Annotated in this window: 14 protein-coding genes; 11 read left to right on the top strand and 3 right to left on the bottom strand. The window is 62.6% G+C overall.

Translation table 11 applies throughout. The features are described 5' to 3' along the window. Positions 1–184: 184 nt before the first annotated feature. Positions 185–1183, bottom strand: a complete 999-nt coding sequence (locus B5526_RS10290) for an adenylate/guanylate cyclase domain-containing protein (protein WP_244562259.1) — start codon at positions 1181–1183, stop codon at positions 185–187. Positions 1184–1484: 301 nt separating this feature from the next. On the opposite strand from B5526_RS10290, the gene B5526_RS10280 reads away from it, so the two are divergent. Together B5526_RS10280 and B5526_RS10275 are read left to right on the top strand one after the other, a co-directional pair. Continuing rightward, positions 1485–2762 carry an ABC transporter substrate-binding protein gene (locus tag B5526_RS10280; protein WP_079538096.1) on the top strand — a complete coding sequence of 426 codons (1278 nt, stop codon included), beginning with the start codon at positions 1485–1487 and terminating at the stop codon, positions 2760–2762. A gap of 98 nt (positions 2763–2860) precedes the next feature. After that, positions 2861–4168 (top strand): MFS transporter, encoded by a 1308-nt coding sequence (locus B5526_RS10275; protein ID WP_079538095.1) that lies wholly within the window; start codon positions 2861–2863, stop codon positions 4166–4168. A gap of 194 nt (positions 4169–4362) precedes the next feature. On the opposite strand, the gene B5526_RS10270 is transcribed toward B5526_RS10275, so the two are convergent. After that, positions 4363–4800, bottom strand: a complete 438-nt coding sequence (locus B5526_RS10270; RefSeq protein WP_079538094.1) for a MerR family transcriptional regulator — start codon at positions 4798–4800, stop codon at positions 4363–4365. A gap of 89 nt (positions 4801–4889) precedes the next feature. Here B5526_RS10270 and B5526_RS10265 point away from each other — a divergent pair, with 89 nt between their 5' ends. From B5526_RS10265 to B5526_RS10255, 3 genes are all read left to right on the top strand, one after another. Further along, positions 4890–6173: an NADH:flavin oxidoreductase/NADH oxidase family protein gene (locus B5526_RS10265; protein ID WP_244562258.1), complete on the top strand. Its 1284-nt coding sequence runs from the start codon at positions 4890–4892 to the stop codon at positions 6171–6173. A 78-nt stretch (positions 6174–6251) separates the two neighbouring features. Next, positions 6252–7109, top strand: a complete 858-nt coding sequence (locus B5526_RS10260; protein WP_079538093.1) for an SDR family oxidoreductase — start codon at positions 6252–6254, stop codon at positions 7107–7109. Between the two features lie 10 nt (positions 7110–7119). Next, positions 7120–7491 (top strand): lysozyme inhibitor LprI family protein, encoded by a 372-nt coding sequence (locus tag B5526_RS10255; RefSeq protein WP_244562257.1) that lies wholly within the window; start codon positions 7120–7122, stop codon positions 7489–7491. A gap of 25 nt (positions 7492–7516) precedes the next feature. Here B5526_RS10255 and B5526_RS10250 read toward each other — a convergent pair whose 3' ends face one another. Beyond that, entirely contained in the window at positions 7517–8140 is a 624-nt protein-coding gene (locus tag B5526_RS10250) for a hypothetical protein (protein ID WP_079544867.1), read from the bottom strand. 233 nt (positions 8141–8373) lie between these two features. Here B5526_RS10250 and B5526_RS10245 point away from each other — a divergent pair, with 233 nt between their 5' ends. The 6 genes from B5526_RS10245 (at position 8374) to B5526_RS10220 (ending at position 14557) form a co-directional block, all read left to right on the top strand. Next, complete coding sequence (locus B5526_RS10245; protein ID WP_079538092.1) at positions 8374–9054, top strand: TetR/AcrR family transcriptional regulator; 681 nt, start codon at positions 8374–8376, stop codon at positions 9052–9054. Positions 9055–9201: 147 nt separating this feature from the next. Further along, positions 9202–10017, top strand: a complete 816-nt coding sequence (locus B5526_RS10240) for an MBL fold metallo-hydrolase (protein WP_079544865.1) — start codon at positions 9202–9204, stop codon at positions 10015–10017. A 152-nt stretch (positions 10018–10169) separates the two neighbouring features. Next, positions 10170–11402 (top strand): tetratricopeptide repeat protein, encoded by a 1233-nt coding sequence (locus B5526_RS10235; protein ID WP_079538091.1) that lies wholly within the window; start codon positions 10170–10172, stop codon positions 11400–11402. Between the two features lie 193 nt (positions 11403–11595). Further along, entirely contained in the window at positions 11596–13323 is a 1728-nt protein-coding gene (locus B5526_RS10230; protein ID WP_079538090.1) for a sulfatase-like hydrolase/transferase, read from the top strand. Between the two features lie 137 nt (positions 13324–13460). Continuing rightward, a complete protein-coding gene (locus B5526_RS10225) occupies positions 13461–13880 on the top strand; it encodes a hypothetical protein (RefSeq protein WP_079538089.1) in 420 nt (139 codons plus the stop codon). A 62-nt stretch (positions 13881–13942) separates the two neighbouring features. Further along, complete coding sequence (locus B5526_RS10220; RefSeq protein ID WP_244562256.1) at positions 13943–14557, top strand: OmpA family protein; 615 nt, start codon at positions 13943–13945, stop codon at positions 14555–14557. The last annotated feature ends 5 nt before the right edge of the window (positions 14558–14562 follow it).

Below are 14562 nucleotides of genomic sequence, written 5' to 3'. Positions count from 1 at the left end.
AACCTCGCCCCGCTTGCGGGGAGAGGTCGGATCGCCTCGGCGATGCGAAGCATCGTCCGGTGCGATCCGGGTGAGGGGGAGTCACCGCGCACTCCTCATCCACCGCATTCGCGGCAGCAGCCCCTCACCCCAACCCTCTCCCCGCGAAGAGCGGGGCGAGGGAGCGGACTGCCGCTCGTTCGGCTCATTCGTTCGCCACCTGACGCCGCTCCACCGCGAACACCTCGACCGGCGCGGCGCGCCCGCGCAGCTGTGTCGGGCCGAGCGCTTCGACGATGAGATCGCTGCCGGGGCGCACCAGGCGGGGCAGATCGCCCGAGACCAGCAGCGCCCGGCCCACCACCTTGCCATATTCCTGCAGCCGTGCCGCGACGTTCATGGTGTCGCCGAAATAGGCGATCTGCCGGCGCGAATCCCCGCACTCGCTGATCACCACCGGTCCGGCATGCAATCCGGCGCGGAAATTCGGCACCAGGCCGAACTCGCGCCGGTAAAAATCCGCTCGCTCCGCGATCCTGTCCTGGATCGCAAAAAAGCAATCGAGGTAACGCGGTTCCGGCTCCTTGGCGGCAAGCCGCCAGCTTACGATCACCTCATCCCCGACATAGGCGTGCACCTCGCCATCATGAGCTGTGATCGCCGCGTCGATGTCGAAGAAGAACTGCGTGAGAAGCTGATGCATGCGCAACTCCCCCATCTTTTCCGCCAGCGACGTCGATCCGACGATATCGAGAAACAGCAGCACGCGCTGTTCCCGCACTGGCCTTCGGTACCGTCCGAGGATGACGTTGAGGAGCACCCGGCTGCCGACGAGTCGCGTCAGTTCATAGAATGTCCCGACCAGGGCGGACATCAGAAAGGCGACGGCAACGATGCGAGGGAAGTTGTAGGTGGGCCACGAGGCCGCGGTCCGGTGACCGTAGAGGGCGGCCTGCAAAGCCACGGCGACGACGGCGACAACGATCGCCATGACCACGGACTGCACGACGACCTCGACGACAAGCGGCCATCGTCTCAACCATTCGCTGCTGCGGGAGGTGAAGTAGAGATGAACCGCCCAGCCGGCGAGCGCCAGTCCCATGCCATGGACGGAGCTGCGCAGGTAGAACCCGAGACTGGCTTCGTCCGGATCGTCGGCGAGGTAGCGATAGACGCAGCCCGCAAGCAAGCCGAACGCGGCCACAACGAGCCAAGGCCTGACCGATCGCTGCATGTCTTCCCCGCAGGTTTTTGCCAGCAATCCCGATCGTTTCCAGATAACCCGGCCGCGTTGGCATGGCTAGTTCCGCATCGCGCGCAAACGCGGCACCATCATCTTACGCGGTTTGTTGCGCCGCACCTTGTGTGCGTTACGCGACAAATCGCCTCCGGCTGCCGCTTCCGGCAAGCCTGCGCGCCTGCTATCGTCGATCTCGTCACAAAAAAAATTCGAGGAAACCGTCCGACCAAAGCCGTCACGCCTGGCCCCGAGGAGCAAAGTTCTCATGAAGCGCGCGCTCAAGGATTTTTTCAGGACGCTTTGTCTTTCACTTGGATTTATTCTTGCACTTGGTCTTTCGCTTGGACTTTCCGGACTGATCATCGCCGCAATTACCGTGCCGGCGCTCGCGCAGAAAAAATACGATACCGGCGTCACCGATACCGAAATCAAGATCGGCAACATCATGCCGTATAGCGGGCCGGCTTCGGCCTACGGCATCATCGGCAAGACGATGAGCGCCTATTTCCGGATGATCAACGACAATGGCGGTATCAACGGGCGCAAAATCAATTTCATCAGTTACGACGACGCCTACAGCCCGCCGAAAACCGTGGAGCAGGCGCGCAAGCTGGTCGAGAGCGACGAGGTGTTTTTGATCTTCGCTCCGCTCGGCACCGCGAGCAACGCCGCGATCCAGAAATACATGAACATCATGAAGGTGCCGCAGCTGTTCGTCGCCACCGGCGCCTCGCGCTGGGGCGATCCCGAGCACTTCCCCTGGACCATCGGCTGGCAGCCGAACTACCGGGCCGAAGCGCGCATCTACGCGACCTATATCCTGCAGCACTATCCGAACGCGAAGATCGGCGTGTTGTATCAGAATGACGATTTCGGCAAGGACTACATTCTCGGTTTGAAGGACGTGCTGCGCGACAAATACGATGCCATGGTGGTCGCAAGCATCTCCTACGAGATCAGCGTGCCCACCGTGGATTCCCAGGTGGTGGCAATCAAAACCGCGAACCCGGATATCTTCGTCAACATCGGCACGCCGAAATTTGCAGCGCAAGCGATCAAGAAGGTCGCCGAGCTCGGCTGGCATCCGGTCCACATCATGACCAACGTGTCGGCCTCGGTCGGCGCGGTGCTCAGGCCCGCCGGCCTCGACAACTCCAAAGGTATCCTGAGCGCCGGCTACCAGATGGATGTCACCGACCCGCAATGGGACAGCTATCCCGGCATGCAGCGATACCGCGCCTTCATGGCGAAATATTATCCGGAAGCCGACAGGTCCGAGAGCGGGCCGCTGACGGGCTATAATCTGTCGACCGCGCTGGTCTATGTCCTGAAACGGTGCGGCGACAACCTCACGCGCGCCAATGTCATGAAGATCGTCGCCGACATGGACTTCGAGATCGACACCTATATCCCGGGAATCCGCATCAAGACCTCGCCGACCGATTTCTACCCGATCGAACAGGTGCAGATGGAGCGCTTCACCGGCGAGAAATGGCAGTTGTTCGGCCCGATCATCGACGGGCATTCGGAGATTTCAAACTGATACACATCTCAATTGATACGCTACGCGTTGTGTTACGCTGACATTATCAAAACATCGGCAGAAGCCGGGGCTCGCCATAAAATCCCGGGGAGGAAACCATGGATCGTACGCTCGAACGATCGACCATGCGCAAGGTCTATCTGCGCCTGCTGCCGTTTGCGGTTCTGTCTTATGTGTTCGCCTATATCGATCGGATCAATGTGAGCTTCGCCGGGCTCACCATGCGCACGGACCTCGGCATGTCGGCCGGCACCTTCGGGTTTGCCGTCGGCATGTTCTACTGGGGCTATTTCATCTTCGAAGTCCCGAGCAACGTGATCCTGGAAAAGCTCGGCGCCAGAATATGGATCGCCCGGATCATGATCACCTGGGGAATTCTGGCGGGGCTGACCGCCGTGGTGACGGGTTCGACGAGCTTTGCGATCGTGCGCTTCCTGCTCGGGGTCGCCGAGGCCGGATTCTTTCCCGGCATCATCCTTTACTTTACTTATTGGTTTCCGGGCCATCATCACGCCCGGATCGTGTCCGGATTTCTAATTGGTCTGCCGGTCGCGGTGGCGGTGGGTGCACCGATATCGACGGGGCTTCTCGGCCTGGACGGCTTGTTCGGTCTGCGAGGTTGGCAAATCATGTACATCGCCGAGGCGATCCCAACCGTGGTGATCGGGGTGATTACATTTTTCGTGCTCACCGATCGGCCTGAGCAGGCAAAATTCCTCACCACGGAGGAACGAAACTGGCTCGTCACCACGATCGCCACTGAGCGCCGCGCCACCGAGGCGGTGCGCAAATTCACCCTGTGGCAGGCGCTTTACAATCCCAAGGTGCTGCTGCTGGCGTTGAACTATCTCGGCATCGTCACTGCGAGCCTCGGCATGCTGATTTTCATTCCGCAAATGATCAAGTCGCTCGGTGACTACAGCAACATGACGGTCGGCTGGCTCACCATGATTCCCTATACGTGCGGCGCCATCGCCATGGTGGTGTGGGGCCGCATCTCCGATCGCATGAACGAGCGGCGCTGGAATCTGTTCATTGGCTGCTTGTTCTCGGCGGCAGGGCTTGTCATCGCCGGCATGACCATGGGGACCTGGTGGGCGCTCGTTGGAATGTCGATCGCCGCGATGGGTTTTTATGGCTCGAAGGGCCCGTTTTTCGCCATGCCACCGATGTTTCTCAGCGGTGCGGCGCTCGCAGCAGGCATTGCCTGGATCAACTCGATCGGCAACCTCGGAGGCTTCTTCGGACCCTGGTATATCGGCGTCATGAAAGACCTGACCGGCAGCTATTCGGGCGGACTTTACGGGCTCGCTTTGCTCGGCCTGATCGCTGCAATCATTTGCGCGCTGTTTCTGCACATTCCAAACCGCATGCCGGCGTCAGTGGTTGGCGTACCTGCCGAATGATCCTGATCACTCCTGCATGGAGGGGCGTCCGCCTTGGGTCGAAATGCGACGATCTCGCAATGAGCAATGTCTTGCGCTTGAAATTCACCGGCGCAAAATGGCAGTTGTTCGGCCCGATCAGCGACGGGCACGCGTAGTAGGATTCCTGCGGCGACGGCGGAACGAGAGCACCCTTGTCCCGCTATCGTCGGACTTCAACGATGAACCCGATGCACCGGGCGCGGCTTGTTCGTTCCGATCTGCGGAGGCGCCGGAGGTCTCGTGTCGCATTTCTCGCCGTTCTTCATGCGCGCCTTGAGCTCGTTGCTGGCGCAGACCAGCCGCGCGCGTAGTTCGTTCACTTGTGCGATGTGACGGTCAAGTTCATTCAATTTCAGCTCGATCTGCCTGATCAGGTAATCACGGCGCAGGCCGTGAATTTTGGTCTCCGCAAGCGCTCCCTTGATCTCCTCGAGCGTAAAGCCGAGCGATTGCGCCTGCAGGATCATGGCTAGCGCGTCAGCCGAACTCTCGTCATATTCGCGGTAGCCCGCCCGCGTCCTGCGGACCGGCTTCACCAGGCCTTCGTCCTCCAGGAAGCGGATTTTGGACGGCGCCACGGCGAACCGCCGCGCCAGCTCACCAATCTGCATGGCGGTGTCTCCTTCGAACAGACCTTGACCTTCAAGTTAGGTTGAAGGTGTAGAGTGCCCCCGTCTGTCACCGAATTCAAGGACAATCCATGCACGCATTCATGCCGCCGTCGTCGCTGTTTGCTCCCCTGATACTGCCGAATGGAGCGGTCGTTCCCAATCGCATTGCGAAGGCGGCGATGGAAGAAAACATGGCGGATAGCGGTCAGCTCCCGGGCGAAAGCCTGCGGCGCCTCTACGAAAGCTGGGCCGAGGGTGGCGTCGGCCTGATCCTGACCGGCAATGTGATGATCGATCCAACCGCGCTGACCGGACCCGGCGGCGTGGTGCTCGACGAGCGCCAGCCGATCGAACCGTTCAAGGCCTGGGCCCGGGCGGCGAAACGTGGCGGCAGCCAAGCATGGCTGCAGATCAACCATCCTGGCCGGCAGGTGTTCGCAGCGATGGGACAAGGGGCGGTGGCGCCGTCGGCCGTCGGCGTCGACATGGGTTCCTATTCGCATCTGTTTCCTGTGCCGCGCGAGCTGGATGCCGCGGGCATTGCTGCGATTGTCGCGCGTTTCGTGACCACCGCCAGACTGGCCGAAGCCGCCGGCTTTTCCGGCGTGCAGATCCATGCCGCCCACGGCTATCTGATCAGCCAGTTTCTTTCGCCACTGACCAACCGGCGCACCGACGCATGGGGTGGCGAGTTGCATAATCGCGCGCGGCTCTTGCTCGATGTGGTTAGGGCAGTGCGAGCCGCGGTCTCGCCCGGTTTCTCGGTCGCGGTAAAGCTGAACTCTGCCGATTTCCAGAAGGGCGGCTTTGAGGCGTCGGACGCCGTGCAGGTGGTGCGCTGGCTCAACGAGTTGCCGGTCGATCTCGTGGAGTTGTCCGGCGGCAGCTACGAAAGCCCGGCCATGCAAGGCGCGCCGCAGGCCGGCAGCACCGCCGTGCGCGAAGCTTATTTTCTCGATTTCGCGCGCGACATCAGCGCGGTTGCGCGGATGCCGGTCATGGTCACCGGCGGTATCCGCCGGCGCGCCGTCGCCGAGCAGGCGCTGAAGCCAAACGAGGGCAGGCCGGGGGTCGCCATGGTCGGCATCGCCAGCGCCATGGCGTTCGAGCCGAGGCTGCCCGAACGGTGGAAGGGCGGCGAAGCACTCGATATCGAAATGCCGAGCGTCGGCTGGCGCAACAAGGCCTATGCGAGCTTTGCGAGGATGGCGCTGGTGAAGCTGCAACTGCGCCGCCTCGGCAAAGGCAAGCGGCCGAAACCCGACGCCAGTCCGCTGTTGGCATTGATCCGCCAGCAGATCCTCACCAAGCGGCGTACCCGGCTTTACCGGACCTGGGTGTCACAAGCACGGGTCGAACCCGCCGGCGCGTGATATCATGCGCAGCCGAGCAAACGGGGGATCAGCGTTTTCCGCGCTGAGCGAAAAAATCGTTCGGAGAGGAATTCAACCATGAAATCTGTCGTCATTACCGGCGCGTCCACCGGCATCGGCTGGGCCGCCGCAAAACTGTTGCTCGATCGCGGGTTTCGCGTGTTCGGCAGCGTGCGCAAGCGGGCCGATGCCGAGCGGTTGAAAGCCGAGTTCGGCACGAATTTTACCCCCTTGTTGTTCGACGTCACCGATGAGGCCGCGGTGCTGGCAGCCGCCCGCGAGGTCCGCGCGACGCTCAATGGCGAGACGCTGGCAGGCCTCGTCAACAACGCCGGCATCGCGGTGGCGGGGCCGGTGCTGGAGCTTTCGGCCGACGAATTCCGCCGCCAGATGGACGTCAACGTGATCGGGCCGATCATTGCTACCCAAGCTTTCGGCCCGCTGCTCGGGTCCGATCCGTCGCTGAAGGGAGCGAAAGGGCGGATCGTGATGATCTCTTCGGTCGCGGGGAAAAACGGCAATCCGCTGATGTCGGCCTATTCGGCCTCCAAGCACGCGGTCGAGGGACTGTCGGAAAGCCTGCGCCGTGAGATGATGCTGTTCGGCATCGACGTCATCATCGTAGCACCGGGTGCAGTGAAGACGCCGATCTGGGGCAAGGCCGAGGAAGTCGACATTTCTCCCTACAAGAACTCGCCGTTCTTCCCGCCGCTGGAACGAATCCGCAAATTCATGCTGCATCTCGGCGAAATCGGATTGCCGCCGGAGAAGATCGCCGAAACCATCGCTGAGGCCCTGACCTCGGCCCACCCCAAGGTGCGCTACCAGGTCGCCCCGGACCCGATCCGGCACCTCGTCACTTCGGTGCTGCCGAAGCGCACGGTCGACCGGATCATCGCCAAGCGGCTCGGCTTGATGCCGCCGAAATTAGCTTGAAATGCCCGCGATGCCGCGAGCGTTGACCGCGGTCGCCGCCGCGATTTGCCTGCTGACGCGGGCCGCGTACGCCGGCGACCAGGGCGATCCCGCCCAATCCTGCGACGGCAGCACCTACGACATGGTCGAATGCCTGAAGGGCAAAACCGCGCAGTGGGACAAGCAGATGAACGTCGCCTATCAGCAGGCCCTGAAAGACGCGATGCCGCAGCAGCGCGAGCAACTGCGCGCCGCGCAGCGATTATGGATTCAATATCGCGACGCCAATTGTCTCTACTACGGCCTGGGCGAGGGCACCATCGCCCGGATCGACGCCGGCGAATGCATGCGCAGCATGACGGAAGCGCGCGCCCGCGAGCTGGAAGGCCTCGGCCATCAGTGATCCCTTCAGCTATCGATCCTTGCCGCTATCGCGCCTGCACGGTGCGCGGCGTTCGCGCCGACGCCATGGCGATCAGCCGCAGCGCCATGACAGCCAGAAGCGGGATCAGGAAGGCCGCGTATAGCGGCATGCCGGGGATGCGCTTGCCGAAGGAGACCATGAACTGGAACCACAGATAATAGCCTCCGGTGAGATGCAGGATACGCCAGGCGCGCGGGCCGATCATGGAAGCGGTGCGGTCGAACGAGGTCGCGGCCATGGCGATGATGAAGGCGTAGCCGATGCTGCCGAAGATATAGGAGGCGGCTGAGGTCGCGGCCGCGAAATCGGCCGGCGCCGTCACGGCGAACAGGGCAATGGCAATGGCGTGCAAGCCATGCGACGCCGCAAAAGTCACGCCGAGATAGCGGCGGTTGCGGCGCTGCCACCGCGTCCAGGCGTTTGGCCACAGCCGCGCCAGCGCCGCGGCGGAGAAGGCGAGGCAGAAGAACAACAGCGAGGTCCGCGCCGTGAAGCGAACCACCATGCGCACGCCGTCGACCTCGAACTGGCGCATGCCCGCGATCCAGACGCACAGCGCGATCAGGGTCAGCGTCAGCACGGCGAACAGCCGCCAGCCTTCGAACCAGCTTTGACGGTTTGGCGACATCATGGGCTCCCCCTGTGAGATAATGTAATCACCAGTTACATATCGGCCGGGCAGGCCGTCAATTGTGTAATCACCGCTTACATTCACGATCGGGTGATGCTAGAGCACGGCCTCGTGGTTCGAGACGCACGGCGTTGCCGTGCTCCTCACCATGAGGGTCTAGACCTCATCCTGAGGAGCGGCGTCTTCGCCGCGTCTCGAAGGATGAAGCCGCTGCAGTGGAAATCTCGCCAATGAAAGACGCCTCAGCCAAAACGCGCCGCCGGCCCGCGCGCCGCGCCGCGCCACTGCCAAAACCGTATCATCACGGCGATCTCAGGCGCGTCCTGATCGACGCGGCGCTTACCCTGGTCGAGGAGGGCGGCGTCGAAGCGGTCAGCGTACGCGAGGCGGCGCGCCGCGCCGGCGTCTCGCCGGGAGCGCCGTTCCGGCATTTCCAAAGCCGCGGGGCGCTGCTGACCGCGGTCGCCGAAGAAGCGCAGCGGCGTTTTCGGGGCGAGATCGACAAGGCGCTGGCGGAGGCGCCGGCCGGCGATCCGCTGGCGCGGTTCCGCAGCTTTGGCCTTGCTTACCTGCGCTGGGCGATGCGCAACCCGACCCATTTCGAGATCATCTCGAGCGGGAGGTTGTTCGACCACGACAAGGCGACCGAGCTGTCGCGCGACAACACTGAGCTGATCGGCTTGACCGAGCGCATGCTCGCCGAGGCCAGCGCGCAGGGGCAGTTGCGCCCCTTCGATCTGAAGCAGGTCCAGATCGCCGGCCGCGCTTTGGTCTACGGCTTTGCCCGGATGAATATCGACGGCCATTTTCCGCGCTGGGGCATCGCGGAGGCGGAAGCCGAGCGCACCGCGGAAGCCATCCTCGATCTGTTCATCGAGGGTATTGCAAAGCGGCCCCAGACCTCACCCTGAGGAGCGCGCTCTTGCGCGCGTCTCGAAGGATGGCCGCGATCCAGGTGTTGCGGCCATCCTTCGAGACGCTTGCTTCGCAAGCTCCTCAGGATGAGGATCGGACACATTTAGCGCCCCCGCGCCGCGCGACCAGCCATGAGAAATCCAATGCCGATCCATATCTGCAATACCTGCGGCACCTCGTACCCCGAGACGTCCGCGCCACCGTCCCGCTGCCTGATCTGTGACGACGAACGCCAATACGTGCCGCGCGCCGGACAGGCCTGGATCACGCCGGCGAAGCTCGCCAGCGGCCATGTCAACGCCTGGCGGCAATTGGAGACGGACCTGTTCGAAATCCACACCCAGCCGCAATTCGGCATCGGCCAGCGCGCGCTGCTGCTGCGGACGCCCGACGGCAACATTTTATGGGATTGCATCGCGCTCCTGGATGATGCGACCAAGGCGCTCGTTCGTGGATTGGGCGGTCTCCGCGCGATCGCGATCTCGCATCCGCATTATTATACGTGCATGCAGGATTGGGCGCGCAGCTTCGATTGCCCGGTGCATCTGCACACGGCCGACGCCGAATGGGTGATGCGAGGCGATGCCATGATCCGCCACTGGGACGGCGAAACGCTCGAACTCGCACAGGGCGTGACGCTGCTCAGGCTCGGCGGGCATTTTCCCGGCGGCACGGTGCTGCATTGGGCTGACGGTGCCGACGGACGCGGCGCGCTTCTAAGCGGGGATATCGTGCAGGTCGCCGGCGACGTCAGCCGGGTCTCGTTCCTCTGGAGCTATCCCAACATGATGCCGCTCGCGGCGGCAAGCGTGCGCCGCATCGCCGAGACGCTGGCGCCGTGGCGGTTCGAGCGGATCTACGGGGCCTTCCCCGGACGCCAGGTGATGGCCGACGGCGCCCGCGCCGCGCAACGATCGGCCGCGCGATACATTGAACTCCTGGAGGGCAGCCAGCCATAGAGCCGAGGACGCCGCCGCGCGGGTCAGGAAGAATTTGTGGATCGACGCGACGCTCGCCCACTTGGCGAGTGCCAACCTAAGCGCTTGGCGAGCCAAGATGAACCTTCGCGCAATGGCGGAATACTAACGACTGATTTCGCTTAGGGAATAATATGACGCGCACCAGATTGGAATTTTCGGGCGCACTTGTTGCCGCGATGGTCTTCCTGAGTTGCCCGGTCGCGGCTGAGCCATGTGAGGAGCAGCGCGACCCCGAGTCTCGTATCGTTGCCTGCATGAAAATTATCAATTCCGGGAAATTGAAGGGACACGATCAAGCCGTCGGCTACAACAACCGTGGCAACGCCTACGAGAAGCAGGGCGATCACGACCGCGCTATCGCCGACTACAACCGAGCGATTCGCGTCGATCCCAACTACGTCCCTGGCTACATCAACCGCGGCAACGCATATGACGAGAAGGGTGACCACGATCGCGCCATCGCCGACTACAACCGAGTGATCGGCATCGATCCCAAAAACGCGGCGGCCTTCGGCAACCGTGGTGCCGCATACGGCCACAAGGGCGACGTCGGCCGCGCCATCGCCGACTTCAGCCAGGCGATCAGCATCGATCCCAACTATGCCGAAGCCTACTTCAACCGCGGCATCGCCTACGCCAAGAAGGGCGACTTCGATCGCGCCATCGCCGACTACAGTCAATCGATCAACCTCAATCCCGGCAACGCCGCTACCTACGCCAACCGTGGCTACGCCTACCGCAACAAAGACGAGCTCGACCGCGCCATCGCCGACTATAGCCAGGCGATCGTCCTCGATCCCAGGAACGCAGATGCCCATACAAACCGTGGCTACGCTTACGGCAAGAAGGGTGACGTCGCGCGCGCCGTCGCCGACTATGACCAGGCGATAAGCCTCAATCCCAAAGACAGCGCCGCCTATGGCATCCGCGGTCGCCTGCATTTCTATGCGGGTGATCTTGCCAAGGCGGTCGCCGATTTCGACCAGGCGAACGCACTCGCTCCCAGGGACGCCTATCTGGCGCTGTGGCTGGATATCGTCGGCCAACGCAACCATGCCCCAAGCCGCCTGACCCAGACCAGTTCGCAGGTCGATATGACCCAATGGCCGGCGCCCATGGTCCGCCTGTTCCTTGGTCAGATGACGCCCGCCGCCGTGCTGGCCGCCGCCGAAGATCCGGACGCCACCAGGAAGCAGGGCCAGATCTGCGAGGCAAACTTTTACAGCGGCGAGCTGTCGCTGTTGAAGGGCTCGAAGGATGAGGCGGCCCACCTGTTCCGGCTCGCGGCGGGCGATTGCCCGCACTCTTTCCTCGAGTGGGATGCCGCCAATGCCGAACTCAAGGCGCTTGGCGCGGAGCCATGAGCGTGGTGGGGCAGGGGGTTGGCAGGGCATTTGACGTCCTGAACTCGCCTCCGGTGCCAAATTCATTGCGCGTTCATGACGGTTCCACTACATTTTTATGACGCGCGCGCAGGTTCCGGCTGCGGCGTCCGTCTTCTGGTCATCGCCAGCCAAGGCCTCGTGGCAGCGCCGGGTTGAGTTTGCGTGTTAGCCGATGCCGCCCGCGCCAAATCCAGGTCCAGGGCCAGGTTCAGGTCCATCCGCCGCGGCCGCCGCCAGCGGTCTCGCCTCGATCGGCATCTGGCGATTATTGGCCGTGGCGGCGCCGCATCTTTCGGCGCTGGCCATCATGGTGCAGACCGAAACCGATTTCGGCTCGCGCATTTGCTTCCTGCTGTCGTGGGGGATCCTCAACTTCTTCTTTATTACGCTATTGCGGCGTCCGGCGCTGTCGGGCGCGCTGTCGCTGACGCTGGTCGTCGTGCTCATCCTGTTGTCGCGGCTCAAGCACGACATCGTGCAAATGACCGCGAACTTCGTCGACCTGATGGTGATCGATCGCGACACAGCGGCATTTCTCTTTACGATTTTCCCCAATCTGCGCTGGTCGGTGATTTCAGCCGCCTTCGTCACGCTGCCCTTGATGTACGCGCTGTGGTGGCTCGATCCGTTCCGCATCCGCCGTCTGCCGGCGCTGGCCTGCAAGCTGGCCTGTCTTGCAGCCCTGGTCGGTTATTCCTTCGAATGGCCGGATGAAGCCTGGCGCGGCTATTACGACGACGGCTATCTGTCGAAATTCGCCCGCTCCGGCGTCACCGCGGTGTCGGATTTTGTCAGCTACGGTTTCATGGAATCCGATGCGGCGGCCCCCGAGCGCCTCAACGTGCCGCTGGTGGATTCCTGCCATCCCGCGGGCCGCAGGCCGAACATCATCATGATCCATGATGAGTCGAGCTTCGATATACGTGAGGCGCAGGGCATCAAGGTGCCGCCGGGCTACGGCAGCCATTTCAAGTCCTTCGACGGCAGGCAGCGCAAATTCCTCGCCGAGAGCAATGGCGGCCCGAGCTGGTTCACCGAATATAACGTGCTGGCCGGCCTCTCGTCGCGTTCGTTCGGCCGGTTCTCCTATTTTGTCACGCGCATTGCTTCCGGCCGGGTCGAGCGCGGATTGCCGCTGGCGCTGCGCCGCTGCGGCTATGACACGATCTCGCTCTATCCGGCCTTTGGCGCGTTCATGAGCGCGCGCAGCTTTCAATTGACCACCGGCATCCAGCATTTTTATGACGCGCACGATCTCGGCGCTGGGGATGTCGAGCCCGACAGCTTCTTCTACGACAAGGCGGTGAAGCTGATGTCGGAGGCGGCGCCGAACACGCCCGTGTTCATGTTCGTCTATCTCGCCGCCAATCATTTCCCCTGGGAGACCAGGTTTCGCTCCGATCTGATGCCGGCCTGGCGCAATCCTGGCAACGAACCCGTGGTCGATGAATATCTGCGCCGGCAGGCGATGAGCGCCGGCGATTACGCTTCCTTCCTCGCAGGCTTGAAGAAGAAGTTCGCGGCGCAGCCGTTCCTGATCGTGCGCTATGGCGATCACCAGCCGGAATTCTCGCCGCACGTCCTCGATCCCGGCCTCGATGAGGCCGGCGTCGGCAAGAAGCTGGAAAATTATGACCCGCGCTATTTCGCCACATATTACGCGATCGATGCGATCAACTTCGAGCCGGTCAAAAGTCCCGTCGTGATGGATACGATCGACGGGCCCTATCTGCCGCTGGTGATCCAGGAGGCCGCCGGCATCCCGCTCGATCCCTCATTCGAGGAGCAGAAGAACATCATGCTGCGCTGCAACGGCCTCTTCTATGCCTGCAAGAACGGTGCGGAGGCCCGCCGCTTCAACCGCCTTCTGATCGACGCCGGCCTGATCCACGGATTGTAGGGCCACCGGACCCGACGGTTTCGGCCAAATAAAGCCCGCCAAGGCCGGGGCCGAGCAAACCGCTCCACCTCACTATCTCAGTTTTTTCCGCAGCCTGGGGCTTGACCCCGGCCGCCTATTTCTTCTGAGATGAATCCATGGGCCCGATCCGATCGCTAATTCTGATTCTTGCAATCGCCGCCTGGTCGCAGGCTTCGGCGCAGACTATCAAGTTTGAAGATTCGGCCGGGCTATTGGGGGCGAGCTGTGCCCCGGACATCGTCGCGAACTGCCGCGGCGTTAATCTCGATCCTGCAAGGCTGAAGGACTGCCTCTACCGCAACGAGGACGTCCTGTCGCCTCAATGCAAGAATGACTATGCTCGGGCTTTCGATGCGATCCAGAAACGGGTGGCCGCGCACTCGGCCGTCACCAAATTATGCGAGCGCGACGTCGCCAAATTCTGTCCCGGCGTCCAGAAGGGCGATCGGAGCAAGGCGATTGCCTGCCTGTTGACGGGGCCGCGCGGGGTGAGCATCAATTGCAACAAGGCCGTTAGCGAAGCGGGGTATCGCTAATGTTCCGGATGGAGAAAGGTCGACGTGGCGCGGGCCTTGTGCTCGTGGCGCTGATTTCTCTCATGGCACTGCCATGCTGGGCGCAAACGCAACCAGCCAGCCCACCGGAAGATTGGGTCGGCAAGCTCGCCGGGCTCGACACGCCGCCCGATCTGGATCTCGCCGCGCTCCGGCAGCAGGCGCTGGACCGGATCAAGTCGAGAACCGATCCGGTGCCGTTAAAGCGGCCGCCGGTCGCCATGCAGTTGCTCAAGCTGCCGCAACTCGTTGCCGAAATTCAATTCGATGAAGACGCAGCCGTCGCGCGGCCCGAATCCTACCGGGTGCTGGGGCGTATCGCCGATACGCTCACCGATCCGTCGCTACTCGGATACAAATTCCTGATTATCGGCCACACCGCGTCGGCAGGCCGGCGCGACAACAATCTGACGCTCAGCCAGAGGCGGGCCGACGTGATCCGCGATGTGCTGGTGAACACCTTCAAGGTTTCGCCAAAGCGACTGCAAGCGATCGGTCTCGGCGAGGAGCAATTGCTGGACGCCGTCCATCCGACCGCGCCAATCAACCAATTTACCCAGATTGCGACTGTCGGCGCGCTTGAGTTAAACCCGCCCCCCGTCGTCCCTGCGAAACCAGTGACCCCCGCGAAAGCAGGGACCCATGGCCATAAGCGTTAGTTGTG

The sequence above is a fragment of the Bradyrhizobium lablabi genome (assembly GCF_900141755.1).
Lineage (GTDB): Bacteria > Pseudomonadota > Alphaproteobacteria > Rhizobiales > Xanthobacteraceae > Bradyrhizobium > Bradyrhizobium lablabi_A.
The sequence above is the reverse complement of the archived record's forward strand: the minus strand, read 5'-3'. Positions and strand labels throughout refer to the sequence as shown.